Source organism: Streptomyces agglomeratus, from assembly GCF_001746415.1.
In the GTDB taxonomy this organism is placed as follows: domain Bacteria; phylum Actinomycetota; class Actinomycetes; order Streptomycetales; family Streptomycetaceae; genus Streptomyces; species Streptomyces agglomeratus.
The window spans coordinates 8,306,593-8,325,022 of sequence record NZ_MEHJ01000001.1 but is presented as its reverse complement, the minus strand read 5'-3'; the positions used below and the strand labels follow the sequence as shown (position 1 = coordinate 8,325,022).

Here is an 18,430-nt window from a genome sequence, read left to right as displayed (position 1 = left end):
GCCCTGGGTGGCCCGGTGAACCAAGACGACAGTGTCGTCCGATCCGACGCGGGCCGCGACAAGCTCCTCGGCGGACGTGCTGAGGTAGGTGATGGCGTCGGAACGGATCAGACGGCTTTTCTCCGGCTCGCTGTGACTTGGACTGAGCACCCAGACGTCGGCCATGGTCCCCTCCCGAGGGTCAGCGGTGATCATCAAGACCCATCCTCCACCCGGCCGGAGCTAACGACAGGACGACACCGGGGGTGATCGACGACGACTCGCGCACCTTCGCCCTCGCGCAAACCGGAATCGGGGTAGTGGGCCTCTGCGGAGACCCGCTCGTCGTCGCCTCGCCCGGTGAGAGCGACCACCCGACGTTTCACCCGGCGGAGTGTCCGGGCCCGCCCCCACGCCCACTGCGGTGTCCGTTTTAGGCGATACCCCCACCGCTGGAGGCCCGCCATGCCACGCCCCATCTGGAGTGGAGCCATCTCGTTCGGCCTAGTGACCATCCCTTGTCGCGTCCTGAGCGCCACCGAGAACCACAGCATCGCCTTCCGTCAGTTCCATGAGGCCGATGGCGGTCGGATCCGGTACCAGAAGGTCTGCGAGCTGGACGGGCAAGTCGTGCACCAGGGCGAGATCGGGCGCGGCTACGAGATCTCCCGCGACACGATCATCGAGGTCACGGACGCCGAGCTCGACGCCATGCCGCTGCCCACCGCGAAGGCCATCGAGATCGTCGCCTTCGTGCCGGCCGAGTCCATCGACCCTGTACGCATCGGCGACTCCTACTATCTGGCAGCCGACGGCGCCGTCGCAGCGAAGCCCTACGTCCTGTCCCGCCAGGCCCTGGAGCGCTCCAGCAAGGTCGCCGTCGCCAAGTACGCGTGGCACAACCGGGAGCGCCTCGGGCTGCTGCGGATCAAGGAGGACGCGATCGTCCTGCACAGCCTGAAGTGGCCGGACGAGATCCGCTCCCCTGAGTCCTTGCTCCCCAAGCCTGTGCCCGTGGCCGACGAGGAGATCGAGGCGGCCGTCGACCTCATGGAGGCCATGGCCGTTGAGGACCTCAGTGGTTTCCGTGATCATTACCGCGCAGCCCTGGAAGATCTGATCCGCGCCAAGGCCGAGGGTGCGAAGCCCGAAGGGGCTCAGCCCGAGCCGGCCGCGGCTCCCGTCGTCGACCTCATGTCCGCACTGCTCGAATCCGTGAGTCCGCACGCCAGGCCCGCGGCGAGGTCCAGGGCCGCGCGGCGGGCGCGGGCGGCGATGATGCGAGCGTCCATGACATGGCCGGGCACGTAGAACGCAAAGCCGCGAACGCGCCCGCCAAGAAGGCGGCCAAGGCCCCGGGCAAGAAGTCGGCGGCAAAGAAGACGACGGGGCGTAAGTCCAGCGCCTAGGTCAGCCCGTCTTACTCGAGGATGCCCAGTTCCGTGTCCGGGCGGCACAGGGTGCAGGCGCTGACCCCGTCGTGCAGGGCCTGGATCGCGTCCTGCCGGCTGATCGCCTTGCTGCGGACCTCGCTTCCGCCCATGGAACACGCGCCGACGTGCACGGCGACGGGCGTGTGCCCGTTGATGCTGATCTGCACCGTCCACTCCGGCGGCGGCTTCTGCCGCTCGATCTTCTCGTGGATGACAGCCTGCTGCTCCAGGTGCCGGATCCGCTCCCGCACCCGGGCCAGGATCGCGAGCAGGAAGGTCTCCAGCACGCGCAGGCGCGACAGGTCCGGTGGGAGATCAAACGGTGCGGACATGGCGGTGCCCCGCCTTCAGGTCAATCGGTAGGAGCGCCAGCGGCTGCCACTGCGCGAGATCACGCCCTGCTGCTCAAGCCGCTTGAGCTGGTACTGCACGGACGAGGTGCTGGACAGGCCGACCCGGTGACCGATCTCGCGAACCGTCGGCCCCTCCCCGTGCTCGTAGATCCACTCCCGGATACAGGCCAGAACTTGCTCCTGCCTCACGGTCAGGTGACCCATCACGGCGCATCCCTCCCTCGTTTGTGGGCGCGTACCGGCTGGGACAGGGCGGCCCGGGCGGCGGTCGGATGTCCGGCCGGGGTGGACCAGAAGGGATGCCAGAAGAGCCGGTTGGAGAGGTGCAGCAAGCGACGCCGCAGCGCCGTGGTGCCGCGTGGGTGGGCAGCGGCAAGCGCGGTGTACGTACGGCCCCAGTCGTACTGCGCCTGCGCCAGGTCGTCGGGGAGCGTGGAATGCGCCATGACTCAAATTAGACCATGCGTTCGATTTTGGAGTCACGCTCACCACGCAGGCGCGAGAGTGGCGGTGTGGTCGGGCACGCTAGTTGGCCGCTCTGGGCTCGCCAGGTGGCCGCGCACGTGAGCGTTTACCCGCCCCATCGCTGCAATCGCGCTCAACCGGTGCGGCTCTGCGATGACGGGGGCAAGCTCCGGAAGTGACTACCTTCCTCAGTCAACTGCCAGCACTCATCGGTGTCATCGTCGGCGCCTTCGGAACGCTCCTCACAACCCGCCTCAATGACAGAGCGCAGTGGACGCGAGCCCTTTCAGTACGGTGGGACGAGCGACGATTGGATGCCTACTCCGAGTACGCTCGCGCACTCAAAGAGGTCCACTTACTTGCGCACCGCATAACGGCGCCGTCCCGGCCCTCGTCACGGGCGCATCCGATCGATCGGACCACCGGACTTGAGCTGCTGGCCGAAGCGGATGCCCAGCGGACCAAAGCGTGGGAGGGGGTGCTCTTGCTGGGTGATGCTGACACGGTGGCTGCCGCGCGCGAATGGCGGTGGGCGGTCCTGCAGCTGGAACGGGCGGCACGGGATCTCGCCGAACCTGACTTCGACTGGGTGGCTGCCGTGCGTCGGGCCGACGACGGTCGGGACCGTTTTTACACCGCCGCCAGAGCTGGCCTGACCGTGGGAAGCGACGACGTGGCACAGTCCCGATGGCTCGCCGATCGACAGCTGAACTAGCGACGTCGGTGGCCCCTGGGCTGGGGTACGGCCGCGCGCCGCCTGAGTATCAGGTGGCCAACTGAAGCGCACAATGGCCAACTACAAGTAGCGATCGTCGCGGCGATGGCCCGCTCGTGCGCACGCTCGATGATCCGCCGCGTCTTGTCGTCCCCCAGGGCCCATACCACCACCAGGCTCGCCTGCGGCCGGAAGACGAAGTCGACGGCGAGCAGCGGGTGACGGAGGCCACCGGCCGACCGAGGACGGTGGCCCGCCGCGCCCGGGACGCTGGCCCGGCCCTTCGCCGGCAGCCCGGGGGCCGGGGTGGGGCCCTCTCCGGGCACAGAGATCAAGGTCTGGCCGCGATGCCGTCGCGGCCAGACCTGCGCGTCGCAGGCTCTTCGCGGCCTCTGTCGCGGCCCGCGAGGACCTGAACGCACGTGCGCGCGTAAGGGGGTCCAGAGAGTCCACCCCGGCTCACTGACCTGCCTCTGCATGCGCCGTACTGGCAGGCGCACTCTGGTCAACAGCGTCAATGGGACGAGGCTTGAGCAACGTCAGCCGTACTGAGAGCTGGCGGACTGCCCGGCACAAGGCTCCGGTCTTTACAGTGGCAGCGTTATGCCGAGCTCTTGCATGGCGGAAGAGGGCGGGCCGCCCTCCGAGCGTTCGGTCTTGCGCCCCTTACTGGTGGGGGTAAGGGTGCGGGGGTCGATCGCTTCGGCGGGCGCCGGTGGAGTACACGCCGTCGGGGTCTCTGTCGCGGTCATGCGGCAGCAGGACAACGACCTGCGCGTCTACCGCCCGACGACAGTAGGGAACGCCCCCGATCTCTCACCTCGGACAGCGCGACACGCCCGCCCGAGCCCGCTCTTCAGCTCTGACCAGGGCCTCGGCATGCGGCGGCTGTCCGGGTACCCGTGCTCACGCCTTCGGTTGGTAGCCGTCGTAGTCATTCCAACTGGGGGATTGAGTCATCAGTTGTTTCCAGGTAGGCCAGACCTCCTGGGTCTGCTGGCGAACCAGTTCGCCGGGCATGCTGAATGGTGGGGCCTTGTGCGGTTTGTCGAGTGCTTGACCGACGATCGTGTCGTAGAGCACGGGCGCGGCGTGGAGGCGGGGCAGCGAGGCATGGATGCGGTCTGCGTAGCCGGCCGGGAGGGTGTGGGGCCCCTCGGGGCCAAGGTCGAATCCGGCGCCGGCCGTCACCAACGCGATCTCGGGACGTTTGCGTATGGCGATTTCGTAGTGCAGGTGCAGGGCGATCGCATCCCATATGACCTCGACCCTCTCGGGTGACACCCCCTGGTCGGTGAGGAAGCGGGCGGCCAGGTCGGCGCCGTCAATATCGAAGGGCTGATCGCCGTTGCCCTCGGGGCTGAGTCCGGCGTCGTGCAGAAGGCAACCCAGAAACAGCAGTTCGTCGTCATAGTCGCGGCCGGGTTGCAGGCCTTGCTGCTCTCCGAGGAAGCGCCCGTAAAGATAGCTGCGCATGCTGTGGTTGAAGATTGCTGGGTCCTCGATGCCTTTCACGAAGCGCATCGCGCTCAGTGCTACGCCGGTACGAGGAAAGAGCAGTTCAGCGTATGCGTTGTCCATCACGTCACCCTTCCTGGGCATTGCGTGTAAGAGGTTGGCTTCCCTGGGTACGAATGTTGATCCGCCGTAGGGCAAGCAGTCCGCCGACTCCCGGGATGGCGGAGCGCCATCGGGCGCCCGTCGAGGCGGCAGACGGGGCCATCGAAGTGGCCGCGATGACGACGAGGTAGGCCGTGCCGTGCAGCGGGCCGACGAGCGTCGTGATCGCTTGCGTGTGTGTGGTGAGCAGGTTGCCCAGCAGAACCGCGAAGGAGGCGGTCTCGGCACCGGCCGCGATCCGCAACATGTGCACGGGGATCACGCTCCCGTGGTCGAGCCAGGACGGACGATCATCAGGATGACGACGATCGCCCAGAGGACGTTGAAGATGCCGGTGAGCATGGTCAGCCGGGTCGCCGCGGGACGCTGCCCGTCCTGGGGCGCTGAGTCCTGGGTCAACGCGAGCAGGCGCTGCTGGCCGGGCAGGATGGCCATGGCGAGGATGGCCGCGGCGATCACGGTCAACGCGAGCGATGCGATCAGCCAGGCGTCGGTGAGGACGCCGAGCAGGGCTCCGGTGGCGAGCCCGAAGACCGGCACGGCGAGACCGGCGAGAGCGTAGCCGCGGCAGATCCGGTGCAGGAGTGCGGCGATCCCGGCGGCTCGCCCGTCCGGATCCTGGCCGCCAGATGCCTGCAGCGCGTAGCGGGGGAACATGGACGCGGCCACCGTGATCGATCCGACCGCCAGAATCGCCGCGAGGACATGTACGGACAGCAGCACCTTGGTCACTGCGGATTCCTCCGAGCAGAAGCGTTAAATATGTTGGCTGCCAATACATACACTGCCTACAGCAATTTTGGGTAGGCTGCCTACTCATGAGGGCAGACGCGGTGCGAGGGCACCTGGACGGACTGTTGCTGGCCGTGCTTGAACCAGGCCCGCTGCACGGCTACGCGATCATCGCCGCGGTCCAACACCGCAGCAGGGGCGCACTTGAGCTGCGCACGGGCACGATCTACCCGGCCTTGAACCGGCTGGAGCGGCTCGGGCTGCTGAGCAGCAGCTGGCAATCTTCTGGTGAACGGCGACGGCGATGCTACGAACTCACCGACGCCGGACGGCACACCCTGGCCAGCGAGCGCACCGCGTGGAGCGAGTTCACCACAGCGATCGGCTCGGTCCTGAACCCCGCCGCACCGCCCGGGTTTGCCACATGAGCGCCACCAGTCGGCAAGCCGACCCCATCGAGGATTACATCGCGGCCCTTACAGCCGCCCTGCACGGCCCGGCCCGAATCAAGGCCCGGATGATCGAGGAGATACACGACGGCCTCGCGGACACGGTAGAGGCGCACACCCGCGAAGGAATGGCCTACCAGCGCGCCGCCCACCAAGCAGTGGGAGAGTTCGGGACCCTCGACGAACTCGTGCCGAGCTGCCAACGGGAACTGACCATCACCCAGGCCCGGCACACCGCCCGGGCCGTCGCCCTCACCGCCCCCTTCCTGGTCGCCTGCTGGTACCTGGCCTGGACCACCGACCACGATCAGCCCTGGCAGCTGCCACGCACGGCTCAGCTACTGGCCGTTCATCTGGCCGGTGTTGCCAGCGTCGCAGCACTACTCGCCGCGGCGACGCTGGCCACCACCGGCACCCTCGCCCGCTGGCTGCCCATTCCGCACCAGCTGCCCCTCGCGGTCGCATGGACCGGTACTACCGCCAGCGTTGCCATGGCGGTCGCGACGCTCGCGCTCGCCACCGCCTCCGTCCTGGCCACGAACTGGCCACTGCTCGCGTTCGCCGGCGCACTCGCAGCCGCGTCGCACGCCGTGGTGGCAGCCTCGGCCCGCGCCTGCCGCCAATGCGCGCGCCTGCCGGCCACGTGACCCACCGCCTCTCGGCTGCGCGGCTGACGTACCCTCGGACACGTCAACGGGCCATCAGCCACTGGATCAAGATCACCTACGTAATCGCAGGTAGTTACCCGTGTGCGGCTGGCTGCCCGCCGTCGGCGGCCACTGGTGCGCGAAGGCCTGGCATGGTGACCGCGGCGAGGTCCAGGCGGCAACAGCGCGAAGAGGCGAAGCACGCCGGTCCGCCCTGTAGAGCACTGCTCTGCACTGGGCGCCACCGAACGGCAAATTACATCGTCACAATCCATTCGTGCCCCCGCCGAATCCGGCGGCACGGCGCGTGATCAACTGCCGGTGCTCCATGCCAACCTGCTGGCACGCGCAGTGGCTTGGAGCTGGAGGTAGACCGCCCATGGCGGCGAACAACGACCCCACCGTCAGGGGAGCAGTGGTGTACCTGGAGAGGTTCACCAGCGGCCTCTGCCTGGAAAGGCCGGCCGACGTCCAGCAGTACAGCGCGCTGTACACGCACCTGCAGGCCCAGGCCCACAGCCCGGACCACACCCAGCACCTCATCACCGACACCAACAAGCTCTACACATCGTCAGCGTTGGCTGCCGAGCCGAGCCGCGACAACGACACCCGCCCCATGGTGACGTGCGCAGGCGGTTACCCCGGTTCATGCGGGGCGGCGGATGGCACCGAGGACGGCGAAACTGCCGTCGCGACTGGAGCGGGCGAAGGCCAGTCAGATCAGACTGCGGGGAGGCCCTGAACTCCAGACTGCCCTACGTGGGCTGGTCCTTGTGGCGCGAGTGCCGCTGCAACGGCCGCGTCCAGCTTCTGCCCCACCGGCTGTGGCAGCGGCTGCCCCAGCGCCCAGTCGATCACCGATTCTGCGACCGTGTGCAGCTTGGTATTGGTGCGCTGGGACACCTCGCGCAGCACCTCGAACCCGGCGGCCGGCGGTATCCGGTGGGTGGCGATGAGGACACCGATGGCCTGGTCGACCGTCGCGTGGGAGTCGACGGCATGCTGCAGCTGGGTGTTCTCCTGCTGAAGGCGGTCCGCCGTGGCGTCACGCGTGTCGTCGGGCAGGGGCCGCTGTACGCGGGAAGTCGTCATGACCGGTCTCCCTACAGAGGCGAGGTTTCCAGTACGCCTGCCCCGGACGGGAACAGCAAGACACTTTCAGGGCGGCGCGAAGAGCATAGATGCGAGAGGGCTCTTCGCCGACCATGGTCGGCGAAGAGCCCGAGAGGCTGTCTTCCCAACCTCTCCCCTGCCGAGTCACCACTGCGTGCTCGCTTACACATGTACTCCGTCGCGGCCAGCAGGGCTCCGGCCCGTCCGGGGGAGCGACGGGGGCCCTGCTCCGGTGTCCGGGGGTGTGGCCTTCTAGCCTGCGGCCACGGAACCCACCCCCATGCCCGAGCCGTTGCGCGGCGCGGTTCACCTGCTTGTCTCGGGAGGTTTGCGCCGTGCGGAAGATGAGAAGGGCCGCAAGGCGGGCCACCCTGCGCGACCTTCGGAACCTCGCATCCACGGCGTTTGAAGACAGCGGCCACCTGACAGTCCGGCAGCATGCGGCAAGGATCACCGTCAACGCGCAGCAGGCCCTGGGCTGGAGCAGTGTGCGCTCGCCCACCAAGACAGGGAAGAACGTTTTCTTTTCAGCCTTCGACTGAGGAATTCGACGGACGCGGACAAAGCCGAGCGACGACGTATCGGTGATGACTTCAATCGTGGGCAGCTGCAAAGGCCCTGCGCCTCAGATTTTCGTCTTCGAGTTGCTTGAGCGCGGCTCGTTGGACGTCCAGGGCAGCACAGCGAGCGGCGATGTCCGCAGCCTCGGCAGCGAGGACCTCCGCCAGTGCCTGCAGTGGCTTGCCCGTGGGGATCCTGTTTTCGCGATACTCGGCGTCCGGCCCGAACCCTCGCCCGGTGCCCGACCCCAATTCGCGGTATCTGTCAGCGATCCCGTGCATCGCACCCATGAGGTACGACATCGCAAGGTCGATATCTCCGCGCAATGCGGCCGCCGCTTCATCGCTCATGACGCCACCGTTCCACGCTGTGAGCCTTGCTCACGTCTGATCCACCAGGTTTCGCGCCGGGACACTCCCGGACCGAGAGCGACACGACGCGCCTGCTGCCAACCTCATGGCCGGGTACAACCAGACGTAAGCAGGCGCCCCTCGGCGGCCCGCCCGCGCGCCGGCAGGCCATGGGCCCCTACCTGTGCAGGGATTCGAGGCTCCCGAGACACACCTCGTCACGGCCTTGCGGCGCATGGGCAGCGCTCAGCTCTTGGTCAGCGACGCCTGGCCCACCGTGTGCGGGTCAGCGGCACCACGGGATGTAGTCCAGGTTCTTGACGTAGCGGGCGGTGACCCAGCCGCTGCGGTGGTCCAGCTTGTACCAGATGTGGTTGCCGTCGACGTTTTGGCCGTACACCTTGCAGGCCAGGGCGATCTTGGCCCCTGAATGGAAGCTGCCCAGCACCCCGGAGTAAGTGGTTGCCCTGCTGCGGATCTTGACTCCGGTACTCGCGATGACCCTGCCGTACTTGGTATAGGCCGCCGCCCCACTTGCCTGATCCGCCGTGGCACCGGCAACTGGGGTCCCGATCTGGTCGGCCGCAGTTGCCGGAGTGGCGGCGCCGAGCAGCCCCAACGCCAGGCCTCCGACGGTCAGCGCCAGTGTGGTTTTCACGGAATTGAGCACAGCAGTCTCCTTTGGATCCGTTGACGCGGTGCGCCACGACCCGGGACGCAATCAGCACATATCAGGAGCATGAGCAGTGAAAACCGAGGACTGCGGCTGCCATGCCGCTCACTCACCCAATGAGCTCACTCTCCGGACCGCAGCGCCCGTTGACGGCGCCAGACCGACTCCGGGCCCGGTCCTCCGAGGAGAATGCCGGGGACCCGGGGTGACAGCCCTGCTGCGGGCCTGGCAGGACTTTGATGTCCTCGGGGCGTTCTCCCTCGTACCCGTTGCCGTCTTCGGACCAGCGAGTGAACGGCTCGCCGAGTCTTTCCCGGTCCCGCCTGCGGCCGTCAGAGGGATACATCAGTAACAAGAGCCCGTGCGGTCTGCGTGTCGGGAGCCGGCGGGTGATGATCGTTTGATGCCAGCTTCTGGGGCGCGAGGACCATGGATGCCTCGGACAGGTGATCGGCAGCCCACGGGCACGCCAGAGGGAGCGGTTGTGGCGGACGGTGAGCGGTGGGCTGATCATCGCGGGGTGGATCGGTCGGAGGGGTTCGGTGAGCGGCTATTTGGGGGTGTTGCTGGATCGGGCGCACGAGATGCCGCCGCAGTTGATCGCTCCGCTGATCGCGGAGGAAGTGGCCATGGTGGGTGGCCGCGGGGTCTCGATCCTTCTGCAGGACTATGCGCAGGAACTGCTCGTGCCGCTGCCGGGCAAGAGGCTGATCGTGGGTGAGCCCGAGGTGATCGCTGATTCGCCGGCCGGGACCGCCTTCCTGCGTGCCACCGCTGTCGAGGTGCGGCAGGCCGACGGCGTGCGGGTGTATCTGCCGTTGCTGGACGGCAGCGACGAGGTGGGCGTCATGGCCCTCACCCTGGACACCGTCGATGACGACGACCGGCGCCTGCTGCGCAGACTCGCCGGCCTGGTCGCCGACATGCTGGTCACCAAGCACGCGTATACCGACCGGTTCTTCCAGGCCCGGCGCCGCGAACCGATGAGCGTGGCCGCGGAGATGCAGTGGTCCCTGCTGCCGCCATTGACGATGTCCGTACCGCAGGTCGCCGTGTCCGGGGCCCTCGAACCCGCCTACAACATCGCCGGCGACAGCTTCGACTACGCCCTCAACGACAACATCCTGCACGCGGCCGTCATCGACGCGATGGGCCATGGGCTGGACGCCGCCACCATGGCGACCGTCGCCGTCGGCGCCTATCGCCACGCCAGACGCTCCGGCATCGACCTGGCCCAGAAGTACGCGTTCATGGACCGGGCCATCGCCGAGCAGTTCGGGCCCGATCATTTTGTCACCGCGCAGATGATGGACCTGGACGTCATCACCGGCCGCCTGCAGTGGGTCAACGCCGGCCATCCCGCACCGATACTGATCCGCAACCATGAGGTCGCCCGGCAGCTGGAAGGCCCCACCACCCTGCCGGTCGGCTTCGGCGGCGAACTCCCTACGATCACCCAGTACCAACTCCAGCGCGGCGACCGGGTTCTCTGCTACACCGACGGCATCATCGAGGAACGCGACGCCGACGGCGAACCCTTCGGCGAAGAACGCCTCATCCGCTGCATCAACGCACACCCGGACCAAGAAATCCGCGCCGCAGCTCTGTTTCTCTCCCGCGCCCTCAAACAAGAACGCGGCCAACGCACCAGCGACGACGCAACCATCTTCCTGATCGAATGGCGCGGCGCCTCCGCCGACCACCTCGCCGTCCTCGAATAACTCCTCGTGCCGAACTGCCCGCTGCCCCACACCGCGAGCACCCAAGGCGAACAGCGTCCGCACGATGCTCTGCTTCTCAACGTGGCCGACCCGGGGTTCTCCGCCTACCGGGGCCGGCTCACCGGGCCTTCGTACTTGCCCACCCTCGACCCGCCAAGACATCACGGTGCCCAAAGCGCCCACATCATCCGGATGCAGCCGTGGTACGGGAGCACCGGCCCGTACAGCGTGGTGCGAGGACGGAGGGTGGAGGGATGGCCCCGCACCACGCTGGCCTGCCGGCGCCACCACAGGCACCTGCTCGTCAGCATGCCCCACCCCCAACGACCCTGCCCCGACCGAAACGGCGCCGCCCACCACGCTTCACCCGACCGGCCCGTAACCCGGGACCCACCCTCGATGTTGAGCCGGTCGAAGCGTGCCATTCGCGGATTTCGGATTGCGCGCTGTGGGGGCCCCAACGGAGCGGGGCCCCCACCCCAAGCCGCCCCACCCCAGAGCCGGGTAACCCGGATGCCCACAAGACACGCCCCCAGCAAGCCGGGACCCACGCGGCTCGGAGACAGGGCATTCCGGGAAACAGTGACCCAGATGCGTGCTGGTCGCTGGTTCCTGCGACGCGTGTGTACATATCCGCCCCCCACGGATCCGCGTTGCGAGGCCCTGCCCCTCAGGGCTCTCGCCCCCTCTTCCTGCCTGGCGACGGGTGTGCCCCTCGCGCCCTCTGCCATGCCGGGCTCACGGGGAGTCTCAATGATGAAGTCAAGCCGCTTGCGCGACTGGCAGCTCGGGGTGAAGACCCGGTTGTCGCGCAGGAGAGCCCACAGGACGCTGGCCCGGCGCCGGGCCAGGGCGATGACGGCTTGTACGTGTTTGCAACCCTCGCCGCGCTTCTTGAGGTAGAAGTCCCGGTTCGGCCCCTCGCGCATCATGCTGGTCTGTGCGGACATGTAGAACACCCTGCGCAGGCGGCGGCTGTAGCGCTTTGGCCGGTGCATGTTGCCGGTCCGGCGGCCGGAGTCGCGCGGGACGGGCACCAGCCCGGCCGCCGAGGCGAGATGCCCGGCGTCGGCGTAGGCCGTGAGATCGCCGGCGGCGACGACGAACTCGGCGCCGAGGATCGGTCCCATGCCGGGCAGGGACTCGATGATCTCCGCCTGCGGATGGCTTCGGAACGTCTCGCGGATCTGCTGGTCGATCCGCTTCAGCCGGTCGTCCAGGGCCAGGATGTGCCCCGCCAGGTCGGCCACGATCTGAGCGGCGACGTTCTCGCCGGGCAGCGCAGTCTGCTGGGCCTGGGCCGCCTCCAAGGCGGTCGCTGCGACCGCGTCGGCGCCGCGCACGCTGCGGTTGGCCAGCCAGGCCGTCAGCCTTGCCCGGCCGCGACCGCGGATCGCGGCGGGCGTCTGGTAGCCCGTCAGCAGGACCAGCGCGCCCTTCTGCGAGCTGTAGTCGAAGGCCCGCTCCAGCGCGGGGAAGACGCCAGTCAGCGTGTCGCGAAGACGGTTGATCATCCGGACTCGGTCGGCCACCAGGTCGGAGCGGTGAGCGGTCAGCAGTGCGAGGTCGGCGGCCAGCTGGGCCGGCACGTCGATCGCCGCGAAGTCCCGGCGGTTGCGGGCGGTTTCGGCGATGACGTAGGCGTCGCGAGCGTCGGTCTTCGCCTCGCCCCGGTAAGCGCCCGACATGCGGTTGACCGTGCGGCCGGGCACGTAGACGGCCTGCTGGCCGTGGGCCGCGAGCAGGGCCAGCAGGAGTGCGGAGGACGTGCCGGAGATGTCCACCGCCCAGTGGACCTCGTCGGCCAGGTCCAGGATCTCGCCCATGGCGGTCAGGATCGCCGACTCGTCGTTGTCGACCTTCTTCGACCACAGCGTCGCACCGGTCTCATCGACCGCCGCCGCCCAGTGATGCCCCTTGCCCGCGTCGATGCCGGCCCAGGCATGGTCCCGTCGCTCGCTCACTCGCCCCTCCTCGCTCCGAACAGCATGCCGTCGGCCCGAGGAACACCCCGCTGTCATCTCCGTAAAAAGCGACCGAAGCGCACATCTCAATCAGCAGCCAGGGCGCCCCGGAGAGCCGGGCGGCCACTCCTCGGAAGCCACTGAAGGCAGAGAACCATAAGCCACACCCGGCCCTCCCGGGCCGCCTAACAACTTACGGAGCACCATGGAACTGTGGCTTTCTCGGACGAACCAGGTCAGGGGCCCGGCGCTGGAACCGGTGGGCCGGGTGGATGCGGTACGGCTGACCGAGCAGCTGCGCGCGGCGATCGGTGAGGCGCGGCGCGCGGCTGTGGTGCTGGTGCACCGGGTGCGGGACGCGCACCGGGCGCGGGTGTGGGTGGCGCTGGGGTATGGCGGGGGGGTCTATGTCTTTCGTCAAGGCGCTCATGTTGGGTTTGGGGCGGGTTGGTGGCGTGTCGTGCTCGGTGGTGAAGTGTTCAGTGGTGGGGCAGCGCCTCGGCCACGGCGGTCTGGGAGGGAGCGATGGTGGTCCGCCCGTCCTCGATGTCCCACAGTGTGTTCTGCAGCAGCCGGGCCAGGGTCCAGCCGGCCGCGCGCTGGCGGTCCAGCGCGAGCGCCTCGGTCAGCAGGTCGAAGCGGCGCCGCACCGCCCGGGGAGCGTCCCCGGTGGCGTGGAGTTTCTCCCAGCCGGTATCCAGCGCCGGCCACAGGTCGAAGCCCGGATCGCCGACGAGGGGTTCGGGGTCGATGGCCAGCCACGGCTCGCGCTCGGCGGCGAGCACGTTGTCGTAGTGCAGGTCCCAGTGCAACATCCGGTCGCCGGGCTCGCCGGCCAGCTCGGTGACTGCCGACGCCCAGCCGTGCAGCCGACGCTGGTCCTCGGGATCCGGCAGGGTGGCGACGGCCGCCGGCACGGACGCCAGCATGTCGCGCGCGACGTCACCGAGGCCACGCAGGCCTTCGGCCGCCGGGACGGAGTGCAGCCGGGCCATGAGTCCGGCCAAGGCGCTCATGGCCACGTCGTCGTCCTCGACGGAAGCCAGGGTGCGTGAGCCGTCCAGGCGTTCCAGCAGCACGGCGCCGCTCTCCGGGGCGTGGTCGAGCAGCCGCACGATGCCGTCGCCGTTCCACGCCCGCAGCCCGATCAGCGCGGCGGTCGTCTCCTCGCGGGGCATCTGGAGTTTGAGCGCGGCGCGGGTGTCGTCCGTGCGGCGCCGCACCGGCACCACCAGTGAGGCCTCGCCGGACCCGGTGCCGCCGTCGCGCTCCAGTTGCCATCGGTCGAGCAGCTCTGCCACCAGCGCGGGCAGCCGGGCGATCCAGGTGCGTTCCTCTTCACCACCGTTCCTCGTGTACGACGCGACCAGGGCGTCAGGGACTTCGATACCCTGCGGCGAGCTCATGGGGGTTGTCCTTAAGGAAAAGTGGCTTCCCACCGCGACCACGGACGTCGGTGATGAAGTCGCGGCTGCTGTCAGGGTCGAGAGCCTGGGCCTGGAGGTGGTCGTACATCACGTTGTAGTGCTGCACGTCGGAGGGTTTCTCCAGGTAGAGATCGCTGGTGAAGCGTTCCAGGTGCACCACTGCCTCGGGGCTGTCGGCGAACCTCAGGATGCAGAATCGTCCTGCGAAGCCCGGGTGGGCGCCCACGGTGTAGGGGAGGACCTGCACGGTGATGTGGGGCTCCGCGCCGAGTGTGTTCAGGTGCTCCAGTTGTTCGCCCATGATCTCCGGGCTGCCGACGACGCGGCGCAGCGCGGATTCGTCCAGGACGACCCACAGGCGCAGCGGGCAGGCCGGGTCGTAGATCCGGTGCTGGCGGCGTAGCCGCACCCTGAGGCGTGTGGCGGCCTGTCCGGCAGTGAGCAGAGGGCTGGTCTCCCCGATGACTGCGTGGGCGTAGGCGGGGGTCTGCAGCAGGTCGGGGATCGCCATGGGCTCGTATGCGTGGACGGTGGCGGCGTCCTGCTCCAGGCCGACGTAGACGCTCTGGGGAATGTCACCGTAGACGTTCCACCAGCCCTGCTGTCCGGATTCCTTGGCCATCCGCATGAGTGAGTCGATAACCTGCTGGTCCGTCACTCCGTAGATCGCGCATAGATCGCGTACGTCGCGGGGGTTGATGGCGCGGCGGCCGTTTTCCAGGTGGCTGATCTTGGGCTGGGAGACCATGAGCCGCTCGGCCGCCTCTTTACTCGTCAGCCCGCTGGCCTGACGGAGCCGGCGGAACTCGGCTCCCAGGCGGCGCTTTCTGACGGTGGGATTGCTGTTCGCCGCCACGGCGGTCCACCTCCGGTCCAAGTCATCGTGCTGGACCGCAGATTGCCATGGAGCAGGGATTGTTGATCATGTGCCATGCCGTCGTGTTCGTCGGGCAGCCAAAGCGGACTGTGACTTCGTCATTTGCCTCGCAACAGGAACCGCCATGCGTTTCTACCGGGAGTGACCAAAAACGGGCACGCGTGCTTGCTTCACGTGTCAGCGAAGGTGCTTGCATCCCTTGAGCTGGAGGCAAATGCCAGTGTAAGAGTCTTTTTCACCTGCCCGACGAACACGACGGTATGGCGCGTCACCAGCAGCCCTTACCCCATGGCAACCTGCGGTCCAGCACAGCGACTTGGAACCGGAGGTACACCGCGCGTGGCGGCGAAATCCAATCCTGCAGGGCCAGGGCCAGGGCCCGGCCCCGCGGCCGTGACGATGCCCGGAACAGAGGTGTTGCGGGCGTACCGGTTCACCCTGGACCCCTCCGATGCCGAGCGCGCCGCCCTGTCCCGCTATGCCGGCGCTTGCCGGTGGGCCTACAACTACGCCGTGGCCAAGAAGACCCAGGCCCACCAGGCATGGGCCGACCGCCGGGCCGCCTACCTCGAGGCGGGGCTGAGTGAAGCCGAGGCGAAGGAGCGGATCAAGGCCGACGGCGCCGAGCTCACCGACCGCATCAAGGTGTGGGACCACCACCGCAAGAGCCTCACGCTCATCCTCGCCGGCAAGCCGCCGCTGCCCGCGATGCAGCCCCCGGCCGGGCAGGAGGCCCTCGTCCGCCAGCTGGCCGCCGCCCGCGCGGACGCCGCCGGTACCAGCCGTGAACGCGAGCTCCTGACCGAAGGCCGTGCCACGGTCAACGCGCTCAAGGCCAAGGCGTTCAGTGCCGGTTTCCGCACGCCGAACGCCACCGACACCAGCGCCCTGTGGCGGATGGAACGGGACCTGCCCAAGGAGGAAGGCGGAAGCCCCTGGTGGAGGGAGGTCAACGTCTACTGCTTCACCTCCGGCTTCGACCGCGCCCAGGTCGCCTGGAAGTACTGGCAGGACTCGCTCGCCGGCCGCCGCGCCGGCCAGCGCCACGGATACCCCCGCTTCAAGAAGAAAGGCCACGCAGAATCGTTTGCTCTCTTCCACGACGTGAAGAGGCCGATCATCCGCCTGGAGGGCTACCGGCGCCTGGTGATGCCAGGCCTGGGCAGCATCCGCATCCACGACTCCGGCAAGCGCCTCGCGCGGCTCGTAGAGCGCGGGCAGGCCGTCATCCAGTCCGTGACCGTCACCCGCGGCGGCCACCGCTGGTACGCCTCCGTGCTGGCCAAGGTGCAGCAGGACGCGCCCGTGCTGTGGGAGCACGTCCACGACGACGGCATCCGCACCCCGTACCTGAGCCGTGCCCAGGCCGAGAAGGCCGCCGAGAACGGCGGACGCGTCGAGCAGATCGGCCGCCCCACCGCCCGCCAGCGCGCCGGCGGGCTCGTCGGCGTCGACCTCGGCTCCCGCAACCTGGCCGCCTTGTCCAGCCCCCTCGACCCGGCCGACCCGGCCGACCCCGCCCTCGTGCAGTACCCCCGTCTACTCGCCGACAGCCTGGCCAAGCTCTCGAAGGCCCAGCGTGCGATGTCCCGTTGCCAACAGGGGTCGGGGCGGTGGAGGAAGGCCACCGCCCGGGTCTCCCGCGTCCACCAGCAGATCACGGTGCGACGCGCCTCGTTCCTGCACGGCCTGTCCAAGAAGCTGGCCACCGGGTTCACGCACGTGGCGATCGAAGACCTGGACCTCACCGCTCTCACCACATCGGCCAAGGGCACCCGGGACAAGCCCGGCAAAAACGTTAAGGCAAAGGCCCGTCTCAACCGGCATCTCCTGGACGCCGGCCTGGGCAGCCTGCGCAAGAAACTCGCATACAAGACCGCCTGGTACGGCTCGCAGCTCGTCGTCCTCGACCAGGGCGAGCCCGTCATCGCCACCTGCGCGAAGTGCAAGGAGCGAAACCCAAGCTCCGACCCATCGTGCAGCCAGTTCCACTGCCCTTCGTGCGGTGCGGCCGTACACCGACACGAGAACAGTGCCGCGAACATCGTTGACGCGGCGCGCAGACAGCTCAAGACGGTCGCCTCCGATAGGGGGGAGACCCAAAACGCTCGCCGAGCCCCTGCAAGTCCCAGAGTCCGCAAGGCTCCCGGGCAAGGGGCGTTGAAGCGAGAAGACACCGGCTGACGCCGGTGCCACCCCCGGGGAGCGATCCCCGGGCGTCCCACAACAACAACCAACGCCGCAGGGCAGCTACCGCCGAAGGCCCCCAGGCCATTCAGCCGCCGCCCCCACGCGCCTGGGACGATCCGTGTTCTGGCAAATCGACAGCTGCACCACGACACTTCGGACGAGCCAGTGCCTCCCACCCACTCCCCGTCGAAAACCATCCGCCACGCACAGGCACGCCCCGGCGTCGGTCTTTGAGTGCCTATGCCACGTCACCCAGCCGGACGGGTGCGAGGGGCCTGGCACGGCGACGGACCAGACCCCTCGGGACGGGGAGCGTCTTGCACCATTGCAGTGGACGAGCTAGCCGGCCTGCGGGCGCGCGGCCTTCTCACCTCCCGGTCCCTCGAGCGGCGGACAGCCCGGTCCGGCAGCCTGTCGGATGTTGTCGGCTCGGACTCCCGCGGCGTCGAGGGTGACGTCGAAGAGCACCCGGCTGCCGGCCACCAGCGTGCGGTCGGCGTCGCCCCGAGGGGTGCGCAGCATCCCGGCCTCGCTGCGCCCGAGGGGTGCGCAGCGCCCCGGCCTCGCTGGGCATGCTTCTGCCGGCCTGGAGGTGAGCGCGCAGGCTAAGCGGCTAGGGAGTGGGTGCTGCGGGACCGCGAACGCCGTGGCGTAACCGCCGCGGCTGCGAAGCCGGGCGCCCAGCCTCGGGAGGCGGCGCCGTCCGCTGATCCGAACGAGCGGGTGCGGCAGCTGGAGGCCCGGGTGGCCGAGCTCGAGGCAAGTGAGCGCAAGCTCGCCACCGAGCGGGACATCCTGCGCAAGGCGGCCAAGTATTTCGCCGGAGAGACGAACTGGTGATGAGCCGCTTCCAGTTCGTTGACGACCATCGCAACAGCTTCCACGCCTCCCTCAAACGCGAGACCCTCCGGGGCGCCCATGACTACGGTGACGCCCGCACCTGCCGCAGGACCGTCTTTGCCTGGCTGACCCGCTACAACACCCGCCGCCGGCACTCCGCCAACGGCCACCTCAGCCCCGACGAATACGAACGCCGACACCACACCGATAAACTCACGCTTGCCGCGTGATCAATAACCGCGTGCCCACCTTCACGGGGGAAGGCCCATGAGGCCGACACATCGCAGCGTGCGCCGTGTGAACAGGCACGCCCATGTCAGC

At 68.4% G+C, this 18,430-nt stretch carries 21 protein-coding genes and 4 pseudogenes; 10 read left to right on the top strand and 15 right to left on the bottom strand.

Translation table 11 applies throughout. The annotated features are described in order from the left end of the window. A partial coding sequence (locus AS594_RS36655; RefSeq protein ID WP_141747233.1) for a hypothetical protein occupies positions 1–195 on the bottom strand: 195 nt, incomplete at its 3' end. Between the two features lie 249 nt (positions 196–444). On the opposite strand from AS594_RS36655, the gene ku reads away from it, so the two are divergent. Next, a complete protein-coding gene (ku, locus tag AS594_RS36650) occupies positions 445–1,290 on the top strand; it encodes a non-homologous end joining protein Ku (RefSeq protein ID WP_478078923.1) in 846 nt (281 codons plus the stop codon). A 109-nt stretch (positions 1,291–1,399) separates the two neighbouring features. On the opposite strand, the gene AS594_RS36645 is transcribed toward ku, so the two are convergent. The 3 genes from AS594_RS36645 to AS594_RS36635 are packed head-to-tail and all read right to left on the bottom strand — an operon-like array spanning position 1,400 to position 2,211. Continuing rightward, positions 1,400–1,744: a DUF6233 domain-containing protein gene (locus AS594_RS36645; protein WP_069935784.1), complete on the bottom strand. Its 345-nt coding sequence runs from the start codon at positions 1,742–1,744 to the stop codon at positions 1,400–1,402. 15 nt (positions 1,745–1,759) lie between these two features. Then, on the bottom strand, positions 1,760–1,969 hold the full coding sequence (locus AS594_RS36640) for a LexA family protein (RefSeq protein ID WP_069936074.1): 210 nt from the start codon (positions 1,967–1,969) through the stop codon (positions 1,760–1,762). Next, positions 1,969–2,211: a hypothetical protein gene (locus AS594_RS36635; protein WP_069935923.1), complete on the bottom strand. Its 243-nt coding sequence runs from the start codon at positions 2,209–2,211 to the stop codon at positions 1,969–1,971. Before AS594_RS36635 ends, AS594_RS36640 begins: the two co-directional genes overlap by 1 nt. Positions 2,212–2,405: 194 nt before the next feature. Between AS594_RS36635 and AS594_RS36630 the strand changes: the two genes are divergently transcribed. Further along, positions 2,406–2,945, top strand: coding sequence for a hypothetical protein (locus AS594_RS36630; protein WP_069774343.1), 540 nt, complete (start codon positions 2,406–2,408; stop codon positions 2,943–2,945). Between the two features lie 587 nt (positions 2,946–3,532). Here the strand turns inward: AS594_RS36630 and AS594_RS46805 are convergent. The 4 genes and pseudogenes from AS594_RS46805 to AS594_RS36615 form a co-directional block, all read right to left on the bottom strand. Further along, a pseudogene (locus AS594_RS46805) lies at positions 3,533–3,719 on the bottom strand (DUF6009 family protein); the annotation flags it as partial. Between the two features lie 132 nt (positions 3,720–3,851). Next, entirely contained in the window at positions 3,852–4,526 is a 675-nt protein-coding gene (locus AS594_RS36625; protein ID WP_069931587.1) for an HD domain-containing protein, read from the bottom strand. Positions 4,527–4,530: 4 nt separating this feature from the next. Continuing rightward, complete coding sequence (locus tag AS594_RS36620; protein WP_338120204.1) at positions 4,531–4,827, bottom strand: hypothetical protein; 297 nt, start codon at positions 4,825–4,827, stop codon at positions 4,531–4,533. After that, the gene (locus tag AS594_RS36615; protein ID WP_069935922.1) at positions 4,824–5,297 is read right to left on the bottom strand and encodes a DUF2269 family protein; all 474 of its coding nucleotides are present in this window, start codon (positions 5,295–5,297) and stop codon (positions 4,824–4,826) included. Before AS594_RS36615 ends, AS594_RS36620 begins: the two co-directional genes overlap by 4 nt. Positions 5,298–5,383: 86 nt before the next feature. Between AS594_RS36615 and AS594_RS36610 the strand changes: the two genes are divergently transcribed. From AS594_RS36610 to AS594_RS36600, 3 genes are all read left to right on the top strand, one after another. Then, the gene (locus tag AS594_RS36610) at positions 5,384–5,725 is read left to right on the top strand and encodes a PadR family transcriptional regulator (protein WP_069774349.1); all 342 of its coding nucleotides are present in this window, start codon (positions 5,384–5,386) and stop codon (positions 5,723–5,725) included. Continuing rightward, positions 5,722–6,393 (top strand): permease prefix domain 1-containing protein, encoded by a 672-nt coding sequence (locus AS594_RS36605; RefSeq protein ID WP_069935921.1) that lies wholly within the window; start codon positions 5,722–5,724, stop codon positions 6,391–6,393. Before AS594_RS36610 ends, AS594_RS36605 begins: the two co-directional genes overlap by 4 nt. 379 nt (positions 6,394–6,772) lie before the next feature. Next, entirely contained in the window at positions 6,773–7,135 is a 363-nt protein-coding gene (locus AS594_RS36600; RefSeq protein ID WP_069935920.1) for a Scr1 family TA system antitoxin-like transcriptional regulator, read from the top strand. Here AS594_RS36600 and AS594_RS36595 read toward each other — a convergent pair. Beyond that, a complete protein-coding gene (locus AS594_RS36595) occupies positions 7,114–7,485 on the bottom strand; it encodes an ANTAR domain-containing protein (RefSeq protein WP_069774355.1) in 372 nt (123 codons plus the stop codon). The genes AS594_RS36600 and AS594_RS36595 overlap by 22 nt on opposite strands. 356 nt (positions 7,486–7,841) lie before the next feature. On the opposite strand from AS594_RS36595, the gene AS594_RS44125 reads away from it, so the two are divergent. Then, entirely contained in the window at positions 7,842–8,048 is a 207-nt protein-coding gene (locus AS594_RS44125) for a hypothetical protein (RefSeq protein WP_141746786.1), read from the top strand. A 51-nt stretch (positions 8,049–8,099) separates the two neighbouring features. On the opposite strand, the gene AS594_RS36590 is transcribed toward AS594_RS44125, so the two are convergent. Together AS594_RS36590 and AS594_RS36585 are read right to left on the bottom strand one after the other, a co-directional pair. Beyond that, a complete protein-coding gene (locus AS594_RS36590) occupies positions 8,100–8,417 on the bottom strand; it encodes a hypothetical protein (protein ID WP_069935919.1) in 318 nt (105 codons plus the stop codon). A 286-nt stretch (positions 8,418–8,703) separates the two neighbouring features. After that, the gene (locus AS594_RS36585; protein ID WP_069935918.1) at positions 8,704–9,087 is read right to left on the bottom strand and encodes an SH3 domain-containing protein; all 384 of its coding nucleotides are present in this window, start codon (positions 9,085–9,087) and stop codon (positions 8,704–8,706) included. Between the two features lie 487 nt (positions 9,088–9,574). Between AS594_RS36585 and AS594_RS36580 the strand changes: the two are divergent. Continuing rightward, a pseudogene (locus tag AS594_RS36580) lies at positions 9,575–10,811 on the top strand (PP2C family protein-serine/threonine phosphatase). A 762-nt stretch (positions 10,812–11,573) separates the two neighbouring features. Here AS594_RS36580 and AS594_RS36575 read toward each other — a convergent pair. The 3 genes and pseudogenes from AS594_RS36575 to AS594_RS36565 all read right to left on the bottom strand — a co-directional run bounded on the left by AS594_RS36575 (position 11,574) and on the right by AS594_RS36565 (position 15,058). Then, a pseudogene (locus tag AS594_RS36575) lies at positions 11,574–12,775 on the bottom strand (IS110 family RNA-guided transposase). Positions 12,776–13,254: 479 nt separating this feature from the next. Next, complete coding sequence (locus tag AS594_RS36570) at positions 13,255–14,181, bottom strand: aminoglycoside phosphotransferase family protein (protein ID WP_069935917.1); 927 nt, start codon at positions 14,179–14,181, stop codon at positions 13,255–13,257. Next, positions 14,150–15,058 (bottom strand): helix-turn-helix domain-containing protein, encoded by a 909-nt coding sequence (locus AS594_RS36565; protein WP_079148853.1) that lies wholly within the window; start codon positions 15,056–15,058, stop codon positions 14,150–14,152. Before AS594_RS36565 ends, AS594_RS36570 begins: the two co-directional genes overlap by 32 nt. 420 nt (positions 15,059–15,478) lie before the next feature. Between AS594_RS36565 and AS594_RS36560 the strand changes: the two genes are divergently transcribed. After that, positions 15,479–17,263, top strand: coding sequence for an RNA-guided endonuclease TnpB family protein (locus AS594_RS36560; RefSeq protein WP_167368117.1), 1,785 nt, complete (start codon positions 15,479–15,481; stop codon positions 17,261–17,263). A gap of 345 nt (positions 17,264–17,608) precedes the next feature. On the opposite strand, the gene AS594_RS36555 is transcribed toward AS594_RS36560, so the two are convergent. Further along, positions 17,609–17,791 (bottom strand): hypothetical protein, encoded by a 183-nt coding sequence (locus AS594_RS36555; RefSeq protein WP_069935915.1) that lies wholly within the window; start codon positions 17,789–17,791, stop codon positions 17,609–17,611. Between the two features lie 102 nt (positions 17,792–17,893). Between AS594_RS36555 and AS594_RS36550 the strand changes: the two genes are divergently transcribed. Next, the gene (locus AS594_RS36550) at positions 17,894–18,109 is read left to right on the top strand and encodes a hypothetical protein (RefSeq protein ID WP_079148851.1); all 216 of its coding nucleotides are present in this window, start codon (positions 17,894–17,896) and stop codon (positions 18,107–18,109) included. Between the two features lie 47 nt (positions 18,110–18,156). Next, a pseudogene (locus AS594_RS36545) lies at positions 18,157–18,339 on the top strand (hypothetical protein); the annotation flags it as partial. Positions 18,340–18,430: the final 91 nt, after the last annotated feature.